The sequence below is a fragment of the Bacillus sp. 05T22 genome (assembly GCF_056396765.1).
In genome coordinates, this window is record NZ_JBFTMC010000003.1 from 33,395 (window position 1) to 58,463 (window position 25,069).

A 25,069-nucleotide genomic window follows, 5' to 3' on the forward strand; every position below is an offset into this window, starting at 1 on the left:
CTTGTTAGTATAGCCCGTTTTAAATTTATGATTATGTATATCAACAGAAGAAGGGGAACCCAAAAAGAAATTCCCCTTTTCTACATAAGTATATCAAATTATTTACGATTAAAAACTACCTGTATTCACGTTTTGCGGACGATCAACAGGTTTTGTTAATTTCTCACCCTTCTCGTTAACAAGATTTGCTTTTCCATTTACTTCAACAGAAACATTTTTCACACCTTGTTTTTCCGTTAAAGATAGAACGAGTGATTGCAGTACATAATTTGAAATCATACTTTTTCCTTTGTCCACATATATATTTTCATTGAAATTCAATGTAACCTTTCCATCTTGCACTTTCGGTTCACTAACGAGCTTTACATCTGGATTAAAATCATTAAGTAAAGCTGAACCCGACGGTCCTTTAACAAGCTCATTCACAACCGTTGCTACTTCATGTTCCTTTCMTTCTGCCACGCGGCGTGTTACTGGCACATAGTACTGTTTTTTATTATTTCGCGCTAGGAAATAAAGTGTAACCGGCTTCGTATTCGTTACATCCGCCACTTGCTCATCATCAAAGTTAATTCCATCCGCACGGCTAACCCCTTCACCAATCGGTGTACCAGCAACCGGCATCGTTTCTAAATTTTTACCGTTCATCTGGAATTTGACTTGCTTAATTTCTTTAAATTGCGTCAATGTCCATGCTACAGATTCCACGATTTGACGCTCTTCTTCTTTTTTATAATTTTTTATTTCCTTTGAGAAATCAACAACTGCTGTCCCATCTGTTTTCACATCAACTGACAGCGTTGTATTTGCTGGAAGAACCGCTTGAAATCCATTTGGCAACATATTTGTTACAGGACCATCCTTCACAAGATATTCCAATGTTTGCTTCACAACTGCATTCCCTTTGGGCGCAGGTAAATCAAATGTTTGCGGTACAACATAACCATTTTTATCAACGAGGTATAAATCATATTTCTTCGTTTGCCCTTGTTTTTCTTTTGTAGCAGTCTCTTTCTTCGCACCATCTGTATACGTAACTTTTTTCGGTGGATCAATTTGTTCCGTTTCTTTCTCCTGATTTAACAAACCGCATCCTGATAATAAAGCTACGCTTACTGTAACACAAACAAGCCATTTAAAAGTGGATTTAGGCATACCATTTCCCCCTAAAATCTAAGTTTGTACTATATGTATACGAGCTGTTTATCATTTTAGAACAAGCAATGACAACTTATCTTACAATTTACTAAACAAAAAAACTCCTGATTTCTCAGAAGTTTTTTATACAAATCTATTATTAACTTGTTTACAAATTAATATGTTTTACATTTTCAATGGGCTGTCCAAACCATTTAGAAGCAATTTCTTTGAATAAATCTATTTTTCCTGTGGTTAAGAAGAGATGGTCGCTTTGTTCTTCCCCTTCATTTAACATTTTACTATGATATAGTATCGTACTTACTTCACGAGCTGTTTCATCTCCAGAACTAATTAACTGCACCTTATCTCCCATTACCCGCTTAATAACCGGGCCTAGAATCGGATAATGTGTACATCCTAAAATCAGCGTATCGATTTCAGTATTTTTCAGTGGTTGCAACGTTTCTCTAACAACCTCATACGCCATCTCACTCTCAAAGTTTCCACTTTCAACAAGTTCAACAAATGGCGGACACGCTAAGCTTTCTACCATAACGCGGTTATTAATGGACTTTAACGCATCTTCATACGCACCACTTTTCACCGTTCCAATTGTTCCAATAATACCAACATGGTACGTATTCGTTACTTTTAAAGCTGTACGCGAACCAGGATGAATCACACCCACTACTGGAATTTTTAATTGTTTTTGCATCTCTTCAAGTACAACCGCAGTTGCAGTATTACAAGCAATAACTAGCATTTTAATATCAAGTGCTAATAAATACTCTGTCATTTCCCATGTGAATTGACGCACTTCCTCGCGAGAACGCGGGCCATAAGGACAACGTGCTGTATCTCCTAAATATATAATACGCTCTTTTGGCAGCTGACGAATTAACTCTTTCGCTACCGTTAATCCCCCTACTCCCGAATCAATGACACCAATTGCTCTATTCAACATAATCACCCGTTTTCTCATTCATCATCTTATTTTTTTGCATATCATTATATCTTACATACTTTAGATCTTTATAGATCCAAAATATACCTGTTAATAGATTTCCAAATATGTACCTGTATAGACCAGGACTTTTTTATTTTGCTCCTTTTCTTCGTAATTTGCAAGACAGAAAAATAGCCGACCTTCTATAAAAAAGTCGGCTCACCCATTATAATTCGAGTTCCCCCATACGAAGAAGCTCAACAACCGCTTGCGAACGCCCTTTAACCCCTAGCTTTTGCATTGCATTTGATATATGGTTGCGCACGGTCTTTTCACTAATAAAAAGTTCACTTGCAATTTCTTTCGTCGTTTTATCTTGAACCAGTAATTCAAATACTTCTCTCTCTCTCTTTGTGAGTAACGGTTTAGATTGATATGCTTTTTCCTTCAACTGGTATAACCCTCCTTGCTTAAGCCAGAGCTGTACATGTGTAAGTTGGGTGTTTATTTAGTCAAGATATTGTATGAACGAAATGTGCAGGTGGTGAATGAAAATAGGCGAAATTACATACGTTATTTACAGTCGATACACAAATAACTGAAAAACATGGTGATTAAATGAAACTTATATTTATCTCTATTGTCCTGCTATTATTTACAATGGGCATCGTCATTTCAATGGACATATTACAAGGTTTAAGTATTTTCCATACATTAAGTTCATTTACTAAATTAAAATATAAAATGGTGACGGAAGATTATATATGATCCCTCATCTTCTTTTTGCCCCTCTTCATTTCAAAATCACTTCAAACAAAACGAAAATAAACACAATGTAAAAAATACTACATTGTGTTTATTTTTTCTTAATCCATATAGTAACTAACAACAAAATAGGGATTACAATTTGTAACGGTAAGGACAAATAATATAGAGAAACCCATCCAATGCACTTGCCCCAAATTTTACATATATAAGTAGTAAGCGGCACAGCCGCGTATACTAAGAATTGTTCCCACAAACATATTGAACAACAAAAGAAAGAGATTGAAGTACAACGGATTGAAATATAGTTCCCGTTCTCTCCCTAAATTATCTTACTCCATTTATTACCTCTTTCTTTTCAGAAAGATTCACCGAAAAGCCGCGAATACTACCAAATAGGAATGTATGTATTCATAGCAATCCGCTTTGAACACAAAATTTTAAGTATTGGTGGTGTCATTATGTTTTCGACCTTCAAACGATTGTTAATCGGTAGACCACTTAAATCAACAGCACTAGGAGAACAAAAATTAAATAAACTAAAGGCACTCGCAATCCTTTCTTCTGACGCACTTTCTTCTGTCGCTTACGGAACAGAACAAATTTTAATTGTTCTTGCTGCATTTGGAGCGATTGCTTTTTGGTATTCCATCCCGATTGCAATTGGCGTTTTAATCTTATTAACAGCGCTCATTTTATCATACCGGCAAATCATTTTTTCTTATCCGCACGGCGGAGGTGCTTATGTTGTTTCTAAAAAAAATTTAGGTACAAATGCTGGACTTATTGCAGGAGGATCGCTACTTGTTGATTATATCCTTACTGTAGCTGTAAGTGTTTCAGCCGGAACCGATGCTATTACATCGGCTTTTCCAACTCTGCACACATACACCGTTCCCATCGCGATCATACTTGTTTTATTTATTACAATTTTGAACCTACGAGGCGTAACGGAGTCAGCATCAATTTTAGCTTATCCTGTCTATCTCTTCGCTTTTGCGCTTGTCGTTTTAATTATCGCTGGTGTTTTTAAAATCATTTTCGGACAAGCTCCAGCAAATTTACATACACCAATTGGAACTGTCGTGCCTGGCATTACACTCTTCTTCTTGTTGAAGGCATTTTCATCCGGTTGTTCCGCTTTAACAGGGGTAGAAGCAATTTCCAATGCAATTCCAAATTTTAAAGAACCCGCTGCGAAAAATGCTGCAAAAACATTAGTTATCATGGGAACGATTCTTGCTATTTTATTTACGGGTATTACATTTTTAGCCTATTGGTATGGAATCGCACCAAAACATAATGACACTGTTGTGTCTCAAATCGCTTCAAATATATTTGGAAGGAATTTTGTATACTACTTTATTCAAGGAACAACTGCTCTTATTTTAGTACTAGCTGCAAACACAGGTTTTTCAGCATTTCCACTTTTAGCATTTAATTTAGCATCAGATAAATATATGCCGCGTATGTATTTAATGCGTGGAGATCGCTTAGGGTATTCAAATGGGATCATTACGTTAGGTATTGGTTCTATCCTTTTAATCATTGCATTCCAAGGTAAAACCGAGCAATTAATCCCGTTATATGCTGTCGGGGTATTCATTCCTTTTACATTGTCACAAACAGGGATGATTATAAAATGGTTACGAGAAAAACCACAAGGATGGCTGCCAAAGTTACTAACGAACTTATTAGGCGCTCTTATTTCATTAACTGTGCTTCTCATTTTCTTTATTACAAAATTTGCACAAGTATGGTCCATTCTCATCTTTCTACCTATCATTGTTTTCATCTTTCATCGCATCCACAATCACTATGTTGCAGTAGGAGAACAGTTGCGCATCAATTTTAATGAAATTCCTGAAAAAGTAACTGGTAACATCGTAATCGTTCCCATCGCTGGCATTACAAAAGTAGTCGAACAATCCATCAATTACGCAGAAACAATTAGCGATCAAGTTATCGCTGTGTATGTAGCTTTTGATAAAGAAAGTGAACTACGTATGCAGGAAAAATGGAAAGAATGGCAACCGAATATTCGTCTCGTTACCTTTATCTCATCTTACCGAAGCTTAATGCGTCCTATCGCAAAATTAATTACAATTATTCAGCATAAGGCGCAAGAAAAAAATCGTTTCGTTACCGTTTTAATTCCGCAATTTATTACAAAAAAGAACTGGCATAACTTTTTACACAACCAATCGAGTGTATTACTACGTGTCTATCTTCTATATAAGAAAAATGTTATAGTCACAACAGTTCCTTATCGTTTCCGAAAATAAAAGCAATATATACGTAAAAGAAAGGAGGCTATTCTCTCCTTTCTTTTATGTGTACAACTGCCTTACAAAACTGTAATCTTCTTTCAGAAAAATGTAATATAATTCGATAGTTTACATATTCTTTTCCATGTAAGATAAAAGTATAAAGAATCACCAATACATAAAAGAAACAAAATGGTGATTAAAAAGGAGAGGGGTTTATAATGGAAAAAAAGTTACGTAGATCTGAAACTGATAAAGTTTTATTTGGTGTATGCGGTGGTTTAGGAGAATATTTTGATATAAGCGTTAGTATGATTCGCATACTTTGGGTTATTGCGATTCTATGCTTCGGAACAGGCTTTTTAGCCTACCTTGTTTGTTTGTTGCTTATGCCACGTTCTTACTAAAAAGGCACCGGTGCCCAATCGGTGCCTTTCTTTCATCTTGTCACTTTTTGATAGAGCACACTTTCTTTTTGTGTTAACAAATACTTATTTGCTAAAATAAGAAACACACTAGAAGTCCATGTAAACGCTAAATCACGCAATCCTTGCCCGGTTTGTGCATGAAAATTTTCAGCCATCCCACTTTTATTTGCCATCCTACAAAAACGAACAGCAATATCCTTTGCAAATTCATTTTTGCCAACTGCTTGTAAAGCCTCAGTCATAATAAATGTTGTCGGTGCCCAAATTGGTCCGCGCCAATATCCATCATCACGATAATATGGACTCCTTATACTCTCTGTTGCAAAACCATACTTTGTCAAAAAGTGATTTTCTTTTTTCAATTCTGCAAGTAAACTTTCAATGATTTCTTCAGGTAACCTTTTTCCTAAAATGAGAGGAATATATAACACAAGACTATCTGATACTTCATATGAATGATTCCCAGATTGCGGGGCAATAAAACGCTTTTCTCTCCAACAATGTTGAATCATACGATTGAGCGTTGTATTTGCTCGCGCTTCCCATCGCTTTGCTTCTTCTTCAAATCCAAGCTTCTCTGCGACCTCCGCTAATACCTCCATTTGTAAAATAAGAAATGAGCTTAAGTCCGGACTCTCAATAGGGGCACCACGGTGAAAAATCGTACTATTATCCCAACCGCTATCATTCCCATGATTATATTGAGGAACCCCATCCCCATCATCATCTCGATATGTAAACCACCAATCCGTCCATTTGCATAACGGTTCATACACTTCTTGTAAATGCTCTTCTGTTATAAAATCTGTATGTTCCATCATCCATTTCAGCGTCCACCCATGAATAGGTGGTTTACAGCAATTCCATAGCCCACTGTTATCGTTAATATAATCCGGTAATACACCGCACTCATCTTGCTTATCAAAGAAAATCATAAATTGATCCCACGCTACTGTCGGCTGATGCATCGCTAATGCCATCGCATTAAAACAATGATCCCAACTCCATATATTTGTCATCCAGTTTTTTGACATATACATCGCTTTTCTCGGTAAATACCCTTCCGCTTCTACCATACAAGACCATGTAATATAAGCCGCTAACTCTCTTCCTTTCAATAAGTCTTTCGGGACAGCCAATGTATGACGTAACCAATTTACAAAATCCGCTTCAGCAGCATCCACCGTCTCCGCGAATGTCTTTGTCTCCTTCGGCTTCTGCAATACTGTTTTGTATTCCGTTAGTTCCACATCAATCCCTGATTCTTCATCTTGCGCATAAATATCAACAATAATATGTTTACAACGAAGTTCTTCAAACGGGGCATCCATATGCATAACCCCTTCTATAGCAGATAAATGAAATCTCATTTCTTTTGAAAAGCTATTAATTTCCCACCCACCTTGTGCACTTGGAATACAGTAATCATACGAACTTGTAATCCCAATAAAACGTAGCTGCAATCGATCCGAATAAAAACGAATTGTATCAGAATGAGAGAAACAAATCTTCACATCACCTTCTACAGTTTGGAGCGTTAGTAAAGATGGCGACATCTTTGTTTCACATGGTAAAACCTCTCCTTTCCGATTTAATACCTCTATTTTAAACACTTCACCAAAATCGTCGTCACCACCGCGAATGTTTCGAATCAGTAATCCGTTATCATAGTTTAAAGAAATAACTAAAAAAGAACCGTACCGACTAAATGGAACTTGTTGTAAATCAAACATTTATATCCCCCTAGGAAAGAGCCCTAGCAATAGAAGGGCTCTCTTGTAATTTAAGATTCTTTTACGATCTCAAAAGCTCGTTTATGATCCCAATTAAAAGGAACAATGTACACTTCAAACTGGCACGGCTCCGGCTTCAACTGATACTCCGGAAGCTGAGCCGGCCCACAACTCGCGCTTCCTAAACCATTTTGCTTATAATCTAGATGGAATGTAACAAACTCCCTTTCTTGTAGTTCATATAAACGCTCTGCTTTCTCTAAATCTTCTGTCGTGTAAGGCAAGGCGCTAAAATTAAAATCTTGCGTACTATGCGCAACAAATCCAACATGATATTGATCATATAACGAAACCCACTTTACATCTGTTCGATTTCCCGTCTCTTGCGGAAAAACATACGGGAAAAATAAATCTTTTACAGTCATTTCATACAAATCTATTTTGTTCGCTTCTTTACTATCCACATATGATTCTCCTGGTCCACGTCCAAACCAACTTACATTTTGATATTGTTTTGGCAGACGCATTTCGAGCCCAATTCGCGGAAACATCTCTGGTAAAGTACCGCTTGGATTCAACTTTGTCTCTATTTTCATAGCCCCGCTTCTTTCAATTTCATACGTATAAGTAAAAGTAATTTTCCAGTTCACAACAAGCGGGGAAATAAATCCTTTCACAACAACTTCAACATTTCCATTTTCAAGTTGTACAGCTTCTATACTCGCTACGTCATGTTTCACAAGGTGTACATATTGTTCTTTCCATTTTTCAACTACATACATATCATTATCAATTGTTGCCCGCCAAATATTTAATTCAGGCCCTTCTTCCATAAGTGATTGTCCTTTAAAGGTCCAGTCTTTTATACGCCCTGTTACAGGGTGAAAAGAAATAGCAAAACTTTCACCAGCAACACGAATTTCCTCCTTTGTTTCATGTAAAGTTACTGGCTCATATAACTTCGAATCTCTTTTTCTTCTTATCTTTTTTAGAGCTGGAATACAAAATTGTTCCCAAGCTATTTCATGTCCTGCTACTCCCCAATTTGTATCTGCTCCTAATACAATCGATACTGTTACATAGCAATCCTTCTCTGTATGAAGGGCTATTTCATCTTTAAAAAGCAACTGAATCTCACAACTCTCTTTCGGTAACAAAGGCGGGGCATCTATAGAATCACTCGCAATTACTTTTCCTTCTTTTTTGACAGTCCACTGCACACGATAGCCTTTCAATGAGCGAAAATCATATATATTTTGTATCGAAATCCTACCACTTCGTATGTCTATCTCTCCTACTTTAATAGGTTCAATTATTTTCTTATATTGCAACAAAGCTGGCGATGGCGTTCGATCTGGCAAGAGTAGTCCATCAATGCAGAAATTACTATTATGCGGAGTATCTCCAAAGTTACCTCCATATGCAAAGTACTCTTCTCCATTTTCATTCACTTGACGTAATCCATGATCGATCCATTCCCAAACAAAGCCACCTTGTAATCTTTTATGACTATAAATCGCTTCCCAATATTCTTTTAATCCGCCTGGTCCATTTCCCATCGCATGAGCATACTCACATAAAATATGAGGTTTTTCCCACTTTTCTTCTTCTGCATAACCAATAATCTTTTCGACTGAAGAATACATTGTACTAAAAATATCAGCGACTTTCGTTTCTCGATCCCCTTCGTAATGAATGATTCTTGATTGGTCCAATTCCCTACACTTATTCGCCATTGCAATAAAATTACAACCGAACCCAGATTCATTTCCGAGTGACCACATAATAATTGAAGAATGATTACGATCTCGACGTACCATACGTTCCACACGATCTACATAAGCATTTTCCCATTCAGGATCATCACTTAATACGTTTGCATTACCAATTAACTCAAATCCATGGCATTCCAAATCAGCCTCATCAATTACATATAAACCATACTCATCGCATAGATCATAAAAACGTGGATCATTCGGATAATGTGCTGTTCGCACCGCATTAATATTATGCTGTTTCATAAGCATTACATCTTGTTTCATTGTTCCATATGTGACATATCTCCCTGTATCCGGGTGGTGATCGTGACGATTCACCCCTTTAAATATAATGGGAATACCATTGACAAGAAGATTTCTATCCTTCATCTCAATCATACGGAAACCGATCTTCTGTGAAATCACTTCTACAACTTCACCATTTTCGTTTCGAATCGTGAACAATACAATATACAAATACGGGTCTTCTGCGGACCATTTCTGCGGCTTTTTGACAAAAAACGAATGTGTATCATCTATAACCCTTTTCCCCTGTAAGTCCAAATACGATGTATGTTGATCTAATACTTCCCCATTCTTATTACAAAACTTATACTCTAGTACATAATTTTTATTCAGTAATTGTTCGTTGCAAATCTTTGTACTGAGTTGTAATACACCATTTTCATAATTTTCATCAAGCGTTGTACATAACGTCATATCATAAATATGTACAGCAGGTTCATGCACAATGTATACATCACGAAAAATACCACTTAACCACCACATATCTTGATCTTCTATATAAGATCCATCACACCATCTATACACACATACTGTCATCGTATTCTTTCCGGCATGAACAAACGATGTAATATCAAACTCTGCCGTCAAACGACTTCCCTGGCTATATCCCACTTCTTCTCCATTTATCCATAAATGAAAGGCACTATCCACACCTTCAAATCGAATACGAATACATCCTCCGTTCCAACTTTCTGGTATATAAAATTCATTTTTATAACAACCCACTTGATTTTCAAATGGAACATGGGGTGGCTGAACCGGAAACGGATAATATAAATCGGTATAATGCGGCTTTCCGTATCCTTGCAATTGCCAATGCCCAGGTACATGAATCGTATCCCATTCACTACAATCAAATTCACTTATGAAAAAATTCTCTGGAAGTTGCTTTGGGGATTCTAAGTACAAAAACTTCCACATTCCATTCAGCAATTTGTAATAAGAAGAGCTTTCACGCGTAAAAGATAGAGCCGCTTGTTCAGTTTGAAAGGGAATAAAATGTGCTCTTCCCTCCATGCGATTCCGCCCTGTTACTTGAACATTTTCTAAGTCCTCTAACATGTTATGTCCCATATCGATCCTCCTTTTTGCATTCACTTTGTCACATCATTTCTACGCTCTATTATTTAAGGCCCGTATGCCCCGATTCTTCCACAATATAGCGTTGTGCGAAAAAGAAGAGTGCAAGAGGTACAATACTAATTAACAATGTCACCGCCATAATCCCTTCCATATCAACGCCAAACATACCTTTAAACTGTGCTAAGCCTAGCGTTAATGTATATTTGCTTTGGTCATTTAAGAAAATAAGCGGTCCTAGATAATCGTTCCAACATCCTAAAATATTAAAAACAGCAACAAGAATTAAAATCGGTTTCATAATCGGTAAATAAATACGGTAGTAAACTTGAAAAGCGTTCGCACCATCCATCCTTGCAGCCTCATCTAGCTCCTTTGGAACAGACATAATAAATTGTCTCATTAAAAAGATAAAAAACGCACCGCCAAACCAAGATGGAATAATTAAAGATTTTAACGTATTAATCCAGCCGAGAGCATTAAATTCCATATAAAGCGGAATCATCGTTACTTCCCACGGAATCATCATCGTCGCTAGCACAATCATGAACAAAATATCCCGTCCTTTAAATTTAAAACGTGCAAAACCGTATGCTACTAAAGAAGATGATATTAACTGTCCGATTGTTGAAAATACTGTTACCACAATTGAATTCCATAAAAAGGTATTAAATGGTTGACTCGTCCACGCCTTTGCAAAATTACTGAATTTAAACTCAGATGGAATCCACTTTGGCGGATATAAATATAATTCTCCTGGTGATTTCACAGATGTTGTAATCATCCAAAAGAAGGGCAATAAAAATAAAATGGAAAAACCTATTAATAGTGCGTACACTACAATTCGATGTATGCGCTTCTTCGTTCTCACACTGCATCCTCCTTATTCATCTTTTACTTTGACTTCATCTCATTTTCATAATAAACCCACGCTGCTGATGATTTAAAAACAAGTAGTGTTAACCCTAAAATGATTAAAAACATAAACCAAGCATTCGCTGATGAATAGCCCATTTTAAAATACTTAAATGCATTTTCATATACATACATCGCGTAAAAATAGGTGGACTTTAATGGACCTCCGCCGGTTAATACAAGCGCTAATGTTAATTGTTGAAACGCACCGATAATTGTTGTAATTAAATTAAATAAAATCGTCGGCGTTAACATCGGCAATGTAATTTTGAAAAATTGTTGCACTTTTCCAGCTCCATCAATGGAAGCAGCCTCATACAAGTTTTGCGGGATATTTTTTAATCCTGCTAAAAAAATGAGCATAAGCGTACCTTGTCCCCATAAACTAGCAATTACCATCGCAATTAGCGACCAGTTCGGATCACTTAACCAATTTGGTCCTTTTATACCAACAAGCGATAGAAAATAATTCAAAATACCATACTCCCCGTTATACACCCATGCCCAAATCATCGCTAAAGCCACACCAGAAATAACGCTTGGCAAATAGAAAAATGTTCGAAAAAACGCATATCCTTTTACCTTTTGATTTAGCAAAATCGCTAAAAATAGGGCAATAATTAAATTAAATGGAACAAATAATGCTGCAAATTTCACCGTAACCCATAACGAGTCCCAAAACATCGGGTCATTTAGAAACATATCTTGATAGTTTTTTAGTCCAACAAATTGAACTTCTCCAATAAGCGGCCAGTCAAAAAAACTAATAAATAATGAAAATAAAAGAGGACCAAGGGTAAAGGCTACAAAGCCAAATACCCATGGAAATATAAATGCATAAGGAACGAGTTTCTCCCTTTTCATTTTCTTTTTCCTAATGGCTATATTCGTTTCACTCTCTATAGATACTCCATATTTCAACATCCACACCTCTTTGCTTTTACAATTATTTATCCATATATTTCTCTGAATCTTGAACAGCTTTATTTAATAATTGCTCTGGGTCTTGCCCAAGCATAATTGCATTTATTGCCGCTGATAAATTCCGGTTTACTTCATCCCATTTTGGGTTAAGTAAAAATGCTGGTGTATTTGTTGAACGTTCTAGCATTGTGTAGAACGGTTTAATATTCGCATCTTCCTCTTTCTTCAATTCTTTTACAACACTAATTCGAACTGGCAAATCAGAAGTTCGCATTTTAATTGCTTCTGGTGAAGAATAAAACTTAACAAACTCCCAAGCTAACTCTTTATGCTTTGCATCTTTTGCAATTGAAACAGCTGATGTACCAACAAGTCCCTTCACTGGTTTCCCTTTAAATGCGGGAGGTTCTACTGTACCAAAATCAATTTTTGCATCTTTAAATCCTTCTAATGGCCAAATTCCACTCTCCCACATCGCTAACTTCCCAGCTTTAAAAATATCATCACCGCTCTGTTGATTTTTTCCACCTACTAATACAGCCGTTTTATCCTTTAGCATACTTTGGAAAGATTTCATAACTTCAATTGTTTCTGGACTGTTCATATGTCCTTTTATTTGTTTTCCATCTTCACTTACAAAACTACTACCGTTACTCCAAATAAACCCTTGTAAATCATACGTATCTGGCTCAGGTCGTAAAGCAAAGCCATATTGTTTATTGCTTGCATCTGTTAACTTTTTCGCAGTGTCTACAAACTCATCCCAAGTCCATCCATCTTTCGGGTATGGAATATTCGCTTTATCAAATAACTTTTTATTGTAATATATAACCCGCGTTGTAAAACCTGCTGGCATACCATATAATTTCCCGTCAATACTAGAGTAGTTAAATAGCCCTTGATAAAAGTCATCTAATTTCATATCTGGATCTTTCTTTGCCAGTTCATCTAAAGGCTCAAGAGATTTATAGTAAGATGGGAAATTCCACATATACATAACATCCGGTGGGTTTTTCGCCCCGAAAGATGCTGCGAGCTTTTGATCAAAACCATCACCATAAGCCTCCACCTGTACTTTTACTCCCGGATTCTTTTCTTCAAATTTCTTTGCAATTTGCTGCTGAATCTTCAAATTCTTTCCAGCATCCCAAGTTGCAAATCGCAATACTGTTCCATCATTTGATGTTTGTTTCTTTTCATCATCCTTTGATGATTTTTTACTTGTAGTCTCATTTGAGCTACAACCAGCTAAAAAAACAATAAGTACGAGCATAAAACTAAGACATACATGTACCATTTTTCTCACTGCACACACTTCCCTTCTCCAAAAAGCTTTTTTATTTCTGTTTTTTCAGAATAAATGATTTAACCGCTTTCATTTTACCTTTTATGAAAGCGGTTAAAAACATCGATTTGTTCGATTTTTGTTATCAAATTGTTCGTTCGACGAAATCAGGTGTCAATTTGTTTTATATAAAGTTCCACATTGTTTTTCTCGATATTCTGATGGCGTTGTTCCTGTACACTTTTTAAACCATTTACTAAAATATTTACTATTTGAAATACCAATATGTTCCGCTACCTCTTGAATCGTAAGTGAGGTTGTTTGAAGCATTTGCATGGCAAGTTCAAGTTTTCTTCGTTCTGTAAAAGAATGAAAACTTTCACCTATTATCTTTTTAAAAAGCATACTAAAATGACTTCTGCTTAGCCCTACCATCTCCGCCACTTCTGAAACAACAATTGGCTCTGATAAATGATTCATTGTATACAAAATAGCCTCTTTAATTGTTTTTGGCCAATTGTTAATCGTTACTTTATACTTAATCTCAAGTTCTGCAAATTGCTTCATCGATTTAACTGAATTCATCCATTGCTCTATACTGAACAGCTCCCCTGACGTAATCCAATATAGCTCTTCGTATTTACTCTTTACATCCATAAACATTTGTTCCATCATTTCCTTATATTTTTCATTAAGAAATAAGAAACATTGATCCTTTCCACATAATATCTTCACATGCGGATTTGATACCTTTTGATCCATCTCTTGTAATATGAGATGCAATCTCGATTCTGACCTTATAAAACAGGCATAATACCCATCGTTCATCCATTTCCATTCATTACGAAATAAATCCACAAGTATCTCTTGGAACTGATTTTGAAAACCACATAACCATTGAAAAAAATCTTCGTAAAAGAGAGATTTTTGCTGTTCAATCGCTTCCGTTTCTTTATGAATGGTTAACTCTGTTTGAAATGCTCGTAAATATTGATCCAACTCCTCATCATGAAACGATGTTTTCAATAAATAACCTGAAACTCCCAGTTTAATTCCTTCTTGTGCATATTCGAAAGCACGATGACAACTTAATAATAATACCTTTGTTTTCGGCGCATGTTGTTTAATCTTTTTCACAAATTCAATTCCATTTACAACAGGCATAACAATATCTGTAATAACCACCTCTGGTTCATGCTGTACAAACTCCTCCCATCCCCTCTCACCATTGGGTACATCCGCTACTACTTCCATATTATACGCCGACCAATCTACCGCCATCTTCAAGCCCCTTCGAACAATCGTCTCGTCATCCGCAATGAGCACTTTAATGCGTTTCATTTCTGTATCCCTCCCTTTGGCCAAAGAATCTGAATTATAGTTCCTTTCTTTTCTTCTGATTGAATCGTTAATCCGTACTCTAGCCCAAAATGCAATTTAAATTTTTGATCAATATTATATAATCCAAGCCCCCCCTTTTGTTCTGCAGATGGCTCTTGTAATAAATCTCGTTTTCGCCTATCAGAAATACCACGGCCATCATCGGTAATATGTATACATAAATCTCCATTATCCTTTTCAAATGCTGATAATGTAATAGCTCCTTCTCCATCATCGAAAGCATGAAAAAATATGTTTTCAAATATAGGCTGAAGCGACATTCTTGGAATCTGCTCCTCTTTCATAGAAGATGGGACGTTTTGCGTATAAGAAAAATAATTTCCAAATCGAATCTCCTGCACCTTTAAATAATGCTCAATAATAGTTAGTTCACTTTGGAGTGTGACAAGATCATTCGCAAAATTTAAATTCCCTTCTAACACAGCAACAAGATGATAAATCATTTCACTTACATCATTTGCCCCCTGAAGCTTTGCTTTCCATTGAATCGAATTTAACGTATTAAATAGCAAGTGCGGATTAATTTGATAATGAATTGCCTTAAGCTCAGCGTCTTTTTTCAACTTTTCTTTCTCATATATTTCTTCTACTAATGATTTAATTTTGACAACCATTTTATTAAAATTCACAGTTAAATTCCCTACTTCATCTTGTGAATTTACTGGTATATTTGTATAAAAATCTCCTTTACTTACTTGAGATATTGCATGATCCAAATTCGTGACATTTTCCGTTAGCTTAGCCGAGATTAAAAATGCCAACATAAAAGCTAGGCATAGCGATACAACAATTCCAATTAATGTAACAAACAAAATAATTGTAGAAGATTGATAAAATTCTTTTTCTGGAATAATAATTTCTAGACTCCATTTATTTGATGGAATTGGCTTTTCCCAAATGATATCACCCTTGTTTTTTTTATAATTTTCATCTGTCGTATAAATCACCTGTTTTTTTTCATCACGAATGGTAATCAGTGCATGCAAATCTGTTTCTAATGAATCAATAAACTTAAATAAATCCGTCGCATCTGTTTCCACTAATATCCGGCTATCTTTCAAGCTACCGAATGATGTTTTGACTGGAACAAGTAATCCAATTACTTTGCTTTTATCAGCTACAGAGTAATGGTTCGGAACATAAATTCCATTCCAATACCCTTGTGATAAATTCCCTTGTTCTTCCCAAAATTTTTCTTTTTTTAGTTTCTGCACATCTAAATACCGATCTCCATAATAATAACCGCTAGGTGTAATTAAAAAGATTCCCTTCGTTTGTGCTGTTTTATGCGCTTCTAAAAACCTTTCAAAATTTTTCTCAATAATAAATTCCGAATACGATTTCGGTGCTTCTTTTTTTAAAACAATTAACGTCGGGTCTGATAAATATTCTTGAATATCACTAGCAATTAAATGCATATGGCTTAATGTTAATTCAATTTGAGTTTGAAGCTGCGATATAGCAAACTTTCCATAATCCCCAAACTGTTCATTTACAAGATTGGATGACTTTTCATATGACATCCAGCTAAACAACATGAGCGGAATAAGTGCGACAACTAAAAAACATGTTAATAACTTTAAACGAAGGCTTGTTCGAATTTGTTGCACCAATCTCCATAATCTAAATTTCGTCATTCGCCTCATCCCTTATCCTACTTAATTTATTTTGTTTTTCAGAATATTCCAACTTAATTGTATTTTATCAAAAATATAGTTAAAATCTATAAAAAAAGAGCGCTTTATTGCAAGCGCTCCTTTTTATAGCTAAGAAGAATACTTCATCGTTAAATGCAAAACAGCTATTTCATCTCCGGCATTTTTATAACTATGCTTCTTATTCGCTTCAAACTGAATCGAATCAAATTCATTTAATTCATACACATCATTTTCAACTTGAATAGCAACTTGCCCTTTCATAACAGTAACGAATTCAATTGCTCCTTCATGGTGAGACTCTGGCTCATAAATACTTTGCGGTCTTAAACAAGCACGATGCATCTCCATGCCCGTTTCTTTCGTATACCGGAACATTGTCTCTAACCGCCATGCCTGTCCTACGTCTACCGCAAATCCTTCCCCACAGCGCGCAACCGCTACTGGTTCTCCAACTACCATTAACCTCGACAATGGAATTGACAGCCCCTTCGTAATTTTCCAAATGACGGCTAATGTTGGATTCGTTTCACCTCTTTCGATTTTTCCTAATGTTAATTTACTAACCCCTGTTTTTTGCGCCAATTCTTCTAAACTCAGTTTTTGTTCATTACGAATTTGTCTTAATAACTGACCAACTTGCTGAATGACTTCTTTTGTTTGTATATCCTCTTTTTCTTTCATAGTAACAAAATCACCTCTAAGTATAAAATAATTTACTTTAATTAACTTTATGTATATTATAATATACATAAATGTTTCAAATCTCGAAAGGAGTGCTTACGCATCATGCGCGCAATATTATTAGGTATTTTATCATCCGCCTTTTTCTCTGCAACATTCATTATTAACAGAGCAATGAATGTATCTGGAACAAGCTGGGCTTGGACTGCTTCTTTCCGCTTTTTATTTGCTCTCCCTATTTTATTCCTTATCGTTTTATTCCGCAAAAACCTTCGGCCCTTATGGTCAGAAATGCGAAAACATCCCTTTGCATGGCTAGGATGGGGATCTTTAGCAGGGATCGGCTTTTATTCTTTATTAAGCTTTGCTGCTGTCTTTTCTCCAGCTTGGCTTGTTGCAGGAACTTGGCAAGTTACAATACTCGCTGGCTTGCTACTATCGCCATTATTTTTTATTACGATTGAAACAAAAACAGGTACAAAACGCGTACGCGGAAAAATCCCACTTCGCAGTTTATACGTATCACTTTTCATTATAATTGGTGTCATTTGTATGCAAGCAACAGAAGCTGGGCATATTACAGCCACTCAATTTATATCTGGTTTTCTTCCTGTTGTTCTTGCAGCTTTCTTATATCCATCCGGCAATCGAAAAATGATGGAAGTTGTAGGAGGACGCCTTGATACTTTCCAGCGTGTATTAGGAATGGCAATCGGCAGTCTGCCTATAGCAATTATTCTTGCAATATATGGTTTTGGGGCAACAGGCATTCCAACATCCGGTCAAATGCTTCAAGGATTTTTATTAGCATTATGTTCTGGTGTTATCGCCACAATGACATTTTTCTTTGCAACAGATTTAGCGAAAGATAACCTTTCCTTATTAGGTGCTGTAGAAGCAACGCAAGCCGGAACGATGGTATTTACTGTTCTTGGTGAAATGATTTTCTTAAATGGTTCATTCCCTATCGGACTCTCACTTATTGGGATGATTATCATTATGGCTGGAATGGTAGCAAATAGCATTTTAAATCGGTCTGTTCCAGTTGCTAAACGAAAGAAAACAGCATAACAAATGAAAACACTGCATAAATAAAAAACATGATTATTCTTTGAGAATCATGTTTTTTATTTGATTAAAATTGTATAATCCTTCCCAATTTTTTTATCAGAATAATATTTCATTTTCCATTTATACTTAAAACCACCTAATTTTGTGTTACAATGCGATTTATGTGTACAAGAGGAGGGAAATTATGTCAAAAAAGGAATCGCTGAATTGATTGGTACTTTTGTACTTGTATTATTCGGAACTGGAACAGCTGTTTTAGGCGGTGGAATTGAAGGAATTGGAACTTTAGGGATTGCAATGGCTTTCGGATTATCAATTGTTGCTATGGCATATAGCATTGGAACAATTTCTGGATGTCATGTAAACCCGGCAGTATCAATTGCCATGTTTGTAAACAAACGAATGAATGCTATGGAACTTAGCTACTATTTATTAGCTCAAGTTTTAGGTGGTTTATTAGGAACTGCAACATTAGTGACAATTCTAAAATCTTCTAATATGTCTTTAGATAACTTTGGACAAAATGCTTTTGGAAATCTTGGTTTGTCAGGATCTTTCTTAGTGGAATTTGTTTTAACATTCGTCTTTATTTTAGTAATTATTGCAGTAACAGGTAAAAAGGGCAACGCACAATTAGCTGGATTAGTAATTGGCTTTACACTGGTATTAGTTCACTTATTAGGTATTCCATTAACAGGCACTTCTGTTAACCCTGCACGTAGCCTAACACCAGCTTTATTTGCTGGCGGAGAAGCTGTATCCCAATTGTGGGTATTTATTGTTGCACCAATTCTTGGTGGTATCGTTGCTGCCATTGTAGGAAAATTTGTATTAAATACTGAAAAATAGAATCTTCGATCTTTCTGAAAGTAAAAGAAGCGAGCCCACTTATACGAGGCTCGCTTTTTTTACTTTTTAATTTTTGATTGTAAATTTGTAACAAGTTGCTGAACTGTTACATTCGCAAGTACGCTTTCCATCGCTTCTTGCGCCTGCATTAATATAATTTCTAATACCGATTGAATATTCGCACCTACTGGACATTCAATATTTGGATTCTCATGGAAAGAAAATAGATGTCCTTCTTCTACTACTTCCACTGCTTTATATACATCAAGTAATGTAATCTCATCTAAATCACGAGCAAGTGATGTACCACCTTTCCCTGCTTGTACATCCACTAGACCTGCTCTTTTTAACATTCCTGTAATGCGGCGAATCACAACTGGGTTTGTATTCACACTGCCAGCAATCCATTCAGAGGTACAGCGAGAGTTTCGATCTATCGCAAGTAACGTTAACATATGAACACCTACTGTAAAACGGCTACTAATTCCCATCTGCACACCCTCCTTTACGTTCATTCTGTCAAAAGACGATACATACTATTATATACTATTTTTTATTTGTGCATAAAGAAAAAGCATGATTCTCTTAGAAAATCATGCTTTTATGATTATTGACGCTTAATAAATTTAGTTAAATCTTTGAATTTCACCTTATCAGAGTAATTCATAACACCGTTGACGTAAATGCGGCTTGTAACAGCATTCAATATACCAATTGTCCCAATTAAAATAGCTAGTGTTATAGTAATTTCTAATGTACCTGCTTCTCCAGCTACAACTCTTGAGAATGTAACCATTGGTGTAAAGAATGGAACGTAGGAACTCAAGACAACGATTGTACTATTTGGATCACTTAATGATTTAATACTAATAAAGAATGCGGCCATTATTAAAATCATTATAGGAAGAGAGACTGCCTGTAAATCCTCCGTCTTGGATACAACCGCCCCAGCAGCTGCATACATCATCGCATATAGTAAATACCCTGTAACAAAGTAGATAAGAAACATACTTACAACTTTTGCATCTAATTTTGTAAAATCAATTGGAACCCCAAATAATGACGCACTTTCTAAATTTACCCATCCTAATACGTATGGAATGAGATAACCACATGCTAATATGATAAGTTGTAATAAAGCCGTTGAAACAACTGCCAAAATTTTTGCATACATCATCGTAAGAGGCTTTACTTTCGGAAGCATCACTTCCATAACACGAGATGCTTTTTCAGAAGCAATATTCATCGCAATTGTATTACCAAAAGCGATAATAAACATATACAATGCAAACGTAAAGAAATATGCAATACCGAAAGAAGACGTACGATCTTTTATCGCTTCTTGTTTCACAGGAATTTCTGTTTGTAATTGTTTGGCTACTTCTGGTGAAACATTATTTTTAGCAATTGTTACCGCTGTATATTGTTGTTTTAAATAACTTGCCATAATTGCAGAAGTTGCTTGACTTGGGAATCCGTTATACATATACGTAACTTCAGGTACTCCATTCTCTTCTGTTACATGGAATAAACCGTCTAAATCCCCTTCTTCTACTTGTTTATGCAGTTTATCAAAATCCTCTTTTGAACCAACAGTTATTTTCGCTGATGGTAGTAACTTGTTTAATTCCTCTTTTTGCACTTTATATGTGGAACTTTCCGTTACAACTGCAATCTTATCTTTCTCCTTACTTTTATCTCCATCAGAAGTGAAATGGTTAAATGCAAAGATTCCAAACACAACTAAAAATAAAATCGCACTCGTAATCAATGATTTTTTAGAAAAAAATGCTTCCCTGAAATAAAATGAAAATACATGAGAAAATTTACGCATTGTTATTTCGCCCTTTCTACAAATATTTCGTTTAGCGTCGGCTCTAGCATTTTAAATTGCCTTAAGCTTACACCTTGCTCTTGTAAATTTTTTAAAATAGTTAAGGCCTCTGCATCATCATGAACTTTCATATAAAGCAGTCCTTGTTGTTTTTCATACGAAATATGTAAGGCTTGCAATGCCTGTTCATTTTCCACCGCATCTTCAATTGTTAAATTACGAAAACCGTATTCTTTCTTAATATCACTTAGCTGTCCTTCTACAACCGCTTCACCTTTCTTTAAAATACAAACGTGCTGACAAAACGCCTCCACTTGTTCCATGCGGTGGCTTGATAAAATAATTGTTTTTCCTTTTTGTACTTCTTCTTCAATAATATTTGCCAGCATTCCAGCATTAACTGGGTCAAGTCCACTAAACGGCTCATCTAAAATAAGAAGCTCTGGATCGTGAAGAAGTGCAGCAATTAATTGGATTTTTTGCTGATTTCCTTTTGAAAGTTCTCCAGCCGTTTTATATTTATATTCCGGGATTGCTAGTTTTTCTAACCAACGATCAATCGCACGGTCTACTTCTTTTTTCGTCATTCCTTCTAATCTACCGAAATAGCGAAGTTGATCTATTACTCTACTTTTTGTATATAATCCTCTTTCTTCCGGAAGATAACCAATCGTTACATCACTTTGAGAAATCGCTTTCTCATTCCATGTAATAGAACCTTCATTTGGGGTTAATAAACCAAGGAGCATTTTAATTGTTGTCGTTTTCCCTGCGCCATTCCGGCCAAGTAGTCCTAATACTTCACCTTTTGGTAATGAAATTTCTAATTGATCGACCGCTTTTGATTCTCCGAATATTTTCGTTAAGTTTTGAATTTGTAAACTCAAAGTATAAACCCTCCCCTTTTTCACTATTCTTACAATCTTCTAAATGGTATGTTGCATATAGGAAAAATATTGTAACATATATAAATCCATCAATTTCTATAATAAAATTCTAAAATTAACGTTATATATCCCGCACCTTTCCTATCCACCATTTGTTTTATTTAGTTAAAATTGTAAATAAAAAACTGACTTTTATCAATTATAATTGTCATTACTCATCATATATCCCCTTACTTATTATACTGAAGTAGGACATACTACTGTATATACAAATAATAGTATGTAAAAGTTCATAAAAAAGGTATAAAAAATATTATATTTTAATAWATAATATTAAAGGATTTAGTTACATCAAGGAGGATACATATGAAGATGAAAAGAGGCATTACCACATTATTATCTGTAGCAGTTCTTTCTACATCACTTGTAGCATGTTCAGGAACAGCTGAAAAAACTGTAGCAAAAGAAGAAAAAGTAAAATTAACAGATCAACAGCTAATGGCTGATCTATGGTATCAAACAGCCGGTGAAACAAAAGCTTTGTATTATCAAGGTTATAACATCGGGCAATTAAAACTCGATGCAGCTCTTGCAAAAGGGACAAGTAAAAAACCAGCAATTGTACTAGATTTAGATGAAACCGTTTTAGATAACAGCCCCCACCAAGCGATGACTGTGAAAGAAGGAAAGGGCTATCCTTATAAATGGGATGAGTGGATTAATAAAGCAGAAGCGGCAGCTCTTCCTGGTGCAATTGACTTCTTAAAATATACTGAATCTAAAGGTGTCGATATCTACTACATTTCAAACCGTAAAACAAATCAATTAGATGCAACGATTAAAAACCTTGAACGCGTTGGCGCTCCACAAGCAACAAAAGAACATATTTTACTACAAGACCCGAAAGAAAAAGGGAAAGAAAAACGTCGTGAACTTGTTTCACAATCGCACGATATCGTCCTATTCTTCGGTGATAACTTATCTGACTTCACTGGATTTGATGGAAAATCTGTAAAAGATCGCAATCAAACAGTTGAAGAAACAAAAGCACAATTTGGCGAGAAATTCATCATTTTCCCTAACCCAATGTATGGTGATTGGGAAGGCGCTCTATATGATTACAATTTCAAAAAATCTGATGCAGAAAAAGATAAAATTCGTCGTGATAACTTAAAATCATTTGAAGTAAACAAATAACGTGAAACTTCCATCAGTTGGGGTTTTCTTTATCCTTCACCTATCTTCTTTACTTTCGCTGAGTCTTGAGGTGGGGGTCTTACTGTCCGCGAATAACGGGATAAAAGGATGGCTTAAGCCATCCTTTTATCTTATTCCTTCTTTCTTAACTCACAGTTTATTCCAATCCATTCATGTGTATATCCGAACAATATACATATCCATTTTGATTTTTCAACATATAAGTCGCGGCTGTGAAAATAAAAAAGAATCTCCACTCGTTTTCTCCCTTTGTTTTCACTCGGCATGGGGCTAAAAAAAGCCCGGACCGCTTCTATGCATGGCCGAACGCTCTCTCCCACCCAAAAGAGAGGTTTTGTATTGTTTTTTCCATTTGCATGTATATAAACCGACAAAATTACACATTTTTTGACATTTTCTTTGCAATTCTATTACGTTACGACTCTAATATTTCTTTTTATAGAAACTAGACTTATAATTAACATACTAGAAAAATTATAAGAAAGGACTGAGATTACACAGCGTTATGAAAAAGGTAATTATTATTTCTGCCACCACGATTGTAATCGGTATCACATCCTTCGCTTACTTCGGCTCGAAGTCTCCACTACAAAATGAAGCGAAAGCTGTAGAAACAAAGAAACATATTGAACATCCAAAAGAAGAGATTCCTGCWTTTCCAAAAGCWRATCATAMWGCAAARAAAMTAGATGAKAAYTTYTCCSTTGTWACAAAYCCRGATTCWSCTCTTGTRTTAGTMAATAARCATCGTAAATTACCAGATGGCTATACACCAGATGATCTTATAAGACCAGACGTTCCATTTGCATATCCAAAAGATAAAGAGAAAACATTACTTCGTAAAGATGCTGGTGCAGCTCTCGAAAAAATGTTCCATGCAGCAAAAGAACAAGGACTAGAGCTTACTGCTGTATCAGGATACCGTTCTTATAAACGACAACAATCATTACATAATATGTATATAAAACGACAAGGACAAGCTGAAGCAGATTCGGTAAGCGCAATCCCTGGAACAAGTGAACATCAAACAGGCCTTACAATGGATATTAGTTCTAAATCAGCAAATTATCAATTAGAGCCTATTTTCGGTGAAACAGAGGAAGGTAAATGGGTAGCAGCACATGCCCATGAATTTGGATTCATTATTCGTTATTTAGAGGATAAAACAGATACGACGGAATACGCATACGAACCATGGCATATTCGCTATGTTGGTAATCCATATGCTACATACTTACATAAACATCACTTAACATTAGAAGAAGCAATGGATGCAAAAAAATAAGAGAGCATAGCGCTCTCTTATTTTTTTTGCATTCATTATTGCAGTAGCTTTTGCTTCCATTCTTCAAGCCAAGGTGCCCCTTTTCCCGTTTTCTTTGAGGCTTGCACCATTGCCCCGCGCCCTACTAAGCAAACTTCTCCCGCTTCATTTTTCACCATATAGTGTAAATCCAAAGAAGAATTCCCAATTGTTTCAGCTTTTACATATACCTTTAAATGTTCATCGAAGAAAATTTGTTTAAAAAAATTACATTGTAAATCAGCAACAACAATCATTGTTTCTGATGCTTCATGTGTCCATTCTTGCATAAAACCAAGCTCTTTAAAAAATTCAATACGTGCTTCTTCAAAGTATGTAAAAGCAACACCATTATTCATGTGTCCAAACATATCTGTTTCACAAAAACGAACTTTCACAGGAATGTAAAATGAAAAATCTTTTTCCCAGCTAGCAAAGTTTTCAATATAGGAAATCTTCTTCATGTTTTTCTCTCCTTTTTCTCTCATTCTCATAAGTCACATAATAACTTTCGGAATAAACAAAAAATTAAAACGATAAAAAGCCATATATCCATTCTGATTTTCCAACATATCAGTCGCGGCTATGGAAAACAACAGGTGACCTACACTCATTTTCTCC

At 35.6% G+C, this 25,069-nt stretch carries 22 protein-coding genes; 7 read left to right on the plus strand and 15 right to left on the minus strand.

Going from position 1 to position 25,069, the window contains the following annotated elements; all coding sequences use genetic code 11:
- Positions 1–108 precede the first annotated feature (108 nt).
- The 3 genes from AC1DIT_RS01830 to gerE form a co-directional block, all read right to left on the minus strand.
- Complete coding sequence (locus tag AC1DIT_RS01830) at positions 109–1,155, minus strand: GerMN domain-containing protein (protein WP_476998030.1); 1,047 nt, start codon at positions 1,153–1,155, stop codon at positions 109–111.
- 151 nt (positions 1,156–1,306) lie between these two features.
- Entirely contained in the window at positions 1,307–2,122 is an 816-nt protein-coding gene (gene racE, locus AC1DIT_RS01835) for a glutamate racemase (RefSeq protein ID WP_003208646.1), read from the minus strand.
- Positions 2,123–2,312: 190 nt separating this feature from the next.
- Entirely contained in the window at positions 2,313–2,537 is a 225-nt protein-coding gene (gerE, locus tag AC1DIT_RS01840) for a spore germination transcription factor GerE (protein WP_000659494.1), read from the minus strand.
- 167 nt (positions 2,538–2,704) lie between these two features.
- Between gerE and AC1DIT_RS01845 the strand changes: the two genes are divergently transcribed.
- The 3 genes from AC1DIT_RS01845 to AC1DIT_RS01855 all read left to right on the plus strand — a co-directional run bounded on the left by AC1DIT_RS01845 (position 2,705) and on the right by AC1DIT_RS01855 (position 5,525).
- A complete protein-coding gene (locus AC1DIT_RS01845; protein WP_154214644.1) occupies positions 2,705–2,854 on the plus strand; it encodes a YczF family membrane protein in 150 nt (49 codons plus the stop codon).
- A gap of 458 nt (positions 2,855–3,312) precedes the next feature.
- Positions 3,313–5,136 (plus strand): APC family permease, encoded by a 1,824-nt coding sequence (locus AC1DIT_RS01850; RefSeq protein WP_016116512.1) that lies wholly within the window; start codon positions 3,313–3,315, stop codon positions 5,134–5,136.
- A 203-nt stretch (positions 5,137–5,339) separates the two neighbouring features.
- Positions 5,340–5,525, plus strand: coding sequence for a PspC domain-containing protein (locus tag AC1DIT_RS01855; RefSeq protein ID WP_016116513.1), 186 nt, complete (start codon positions 5,340–5,342; stop codon positions 5,523–5,525).
- 32 nt (positions 5,526–5,557) lie between these two features.
- Here the strand turns inward: AC1DIT_RS01855 and AC1DIT_RS01860 are convergent, their stop codons facing one another.
- The 8 genes from AC1DIT_RS01860 to AC1DIT_RS01895 all read right to left on the minus strand — a co-directional run bounded on the left by AC1DIT_RS01860 (position 5,558) and on the right by AC1DIT_RS01895 (position 17,286).
- Positions 5,558–7,279, minus strand: a complete 1,722-nt coding sequence (locus AC1DIT_RS01860; protein ID WP_016133272.1) for an amylo-alpha-1,6-glucosidase — start codon at positions 7,277–7,279, stop codon at positions 5,558–5,560.
- A 50-nt stretch (positions 7,280–7,329) separates the two neighbouring features.
- A complete protein-coding gene (gene lacZ, locus AC1DIT_RS01865) occupies positions 7,330–10,416 on the minus strand; it encodes a beta-galactosidase, LacZ type (RefSeq protein WP_016116515.1) in 3,087 nt (1,028 codons plus the stop codon).
- A 49-nt stretch (positions 10,417–10,465) separates the two neighbouring features.
- Complete coding sequence (locus AC1DIT_RS01870; RefSeq protein ID WP_016132084.1) at positions 10,466–11,293, minus strand: carbohydrate ABC transporter permease; 828 nt, start codon at positions 11,291–11,293, stop codon at positions 10,466–10,468.
- Between the two features lie 23 nt (positions 11,294–11,316).
- Positions 11,317–12,261, minus strand: coding sequence for a carbohydrate ABC transporter permease (locus AC1DIT_RS01875; protein WP_016132085.1), 945 nt, complete (start codon positions 12,259–12,261; stop codon positions 11,317–11,319).
- Between the two features lie 22 nt (positions 12,262–12,283).
- Positions 12,284–13,534 (minus strand): ABC transporter substrate-binding protein, encoded by a 1,251-nt coding sequence (locus tag AC1DIT_RS01880; protein WP_077294914.1) that lies wholly within the window; start codon positions 13,532–13,534, stop codon positions 12,284–12,286.
- Positions 13,535–13,720: 186 nt separating this feature from the next.
- Positions 13,721–14,887 carry a response regulator transcription factor gene (locus AC1DIT_RS01885; protein ID WP_016116519.1) on the minus strand — a complete coding sequence of 389 codons (1,167 nt, stop codon included), beginning with the start codon at positions 14,885–14,887 and terminating at the stop codon, positions 13,721–13,723.
- Positions 14,884–16,593 (minus strand): sensor histidine kinase, encoded by a 1,710-nt coding sequence (locus tag AC1DIT_RS01890; protein WP_016116520.1) that lies wholly within the window; start codon positions 16,591–16,593, stop codon positions 14,884–14,886. Before AC1DIT_RS01890 ends, AC1DIT_RS01885 begins: the two co-directional genes overlap by 4 nt.
- 120 nt (positions 16,594–16,713) lie before the next feature.
- The gene (locus tag AC1DIT_RS01895; protein ID WP_016116521.1) at positions 16,714–17,286 is read right to left on the minus strand and encodes a helix-turn-helix domain-containing protein; all 573 of its coding nucleotides are present in this window, start codon (positions 17,284–17,286) and stop codon (positions 16,714–16,716) included.
- Positions 17,287–17,391: 105 nt separating this feature from the next.
- Here AC1DIT_RS01895 and AC1DIT_RS01900 point away from each other — a divergent pair, with 105 nt between their 5' ends.
- Together AC1DIT_RS01900 and AC1DIT_RS01905 are read left to right on the plus strand one after the other, a co-directional pair.
- The gene (locus tag AC1DIT_RS01900; protein WP_016132089.1) at positions 17,392–18,357 is read left to right on the plus strand and encodes a DMT family transporter; all 966 of its coding nucleotides are present in this window, start codon (positions 17,392–17,394) and stop codon (positions 18,355–18,357) included.
- Positions 18,358–18,501: 144 nt separating this feature from the next.
- Positions 18,502–19,206 carry an aquaporin gene (locus AC1DIT_RS01905; RefSeq protein ID WP_051124597.1) on the plus strand — a complete coding sequence of 235 codons (705 nt, stop codon included), beginning with the start codon at positions 18,502–18,504 and terminating at the stop codon, positions 19,204–19,206.
- Positions 19,207–19,265: 59 nt separating this feature from the next.
- Here the strand turns inward: AC1DIT_RS01905 and AC1DIT_RS01910 are convergent, their stop codons facing one another.
- From AC1DIT_RS01910 to AC1DIT_RS01920, 3 genes are all read right to left on the minus strand, one after another.
- Positions 19,266–19,697 (minus strand): Rrf2 family transcriptional regulator, encoded by a 432-nt coding sequence (locus AC1DIT_RS01910; RefSeq protein WP_016116523.1) that lies wholly within the window; start codon positions 19,695–19,697, stop codon positions 19,266–19,268.
- A gap of 116 nt (positions 19,698–19,813) precedes the next feature.
- Positions 19,814–21,040 carry an ABC transporter permease gene (locus AC1DIT_RS01915; RefSeq protein ID WP_016133274.1) on the minus strand — a complete coding sequence of 409 codons (1,227 nt, stop codon included), beginning with the start codon at positions 21,038–21,040 and terminating at the stop codon, positions 19,814–19,816.
- A gap of 2 nt (positions 21,041–21,042) precedes the next feature.
- Positions 21,043–21,927 (minus strand): ABC transporter ATP-binding protein, encoded by an 885-nt coding sequence (locus AC1DIT_RS01920; protein WP_016132091.1) that lies wholly within the window; start codon positions 21,925–21,927, stop codon positions 21,043–21,045.
- A 366-nt stretch (positions 21,928–22,293) separates the two neighbouring features.
- Here AC1DIT_RS01920 and AC1DIT_RS01925 point away from each other — a divergent pair, with 366 nt between their 5' ends.
- Both AC1DIT_RS01925 and AC1DIT_RS01930 read left to right on the plus strand, forming a co-directional pair.
- Complete coding sequence (locus tag AC1DIT_RS01925; protein ID WP_003200718.1) at positions 22,294–23,124, plus strand: 5'-nucleotidase, lipoprotein e(P4) family; 831 nt, start codon at positions 22,294–22,296, stop codon at positions 23,122–23,124.
- A gap of 526 nt (positions 23,125–23,650) precedes the next feature.
- A complete protein-coding gene (locus AC1DIT_RS01930) occupies positions 23,651–24,430 on the plus strand; it encodes a M15 family metallopeptidase (RefSeq protein ID WP_476998031.1) in 780 nt (259 codons plus the stop codon).
- A gap of 35 nt (positions 24,431–24,465) precedes the next feature.
- Here AC1DIT_RS01930 and AC1DIT_RS01935 read toward each other — a convergent pair whose 3' ends face one another.
- The gene (locus AC1DIT_RS01935; protein WP_016116527.1) at positions 24,466–24,912 is read right to left on the minus strand and encodes an acyl-CoA thioesterase; all 447 of its coding nucleotides are present in this window, start codon (positions 24,910–24,912) and stop codon (positions 24,466–24,468) included.
- Positions 24,913–25,069: the final 157 nt, after the last annotated feature.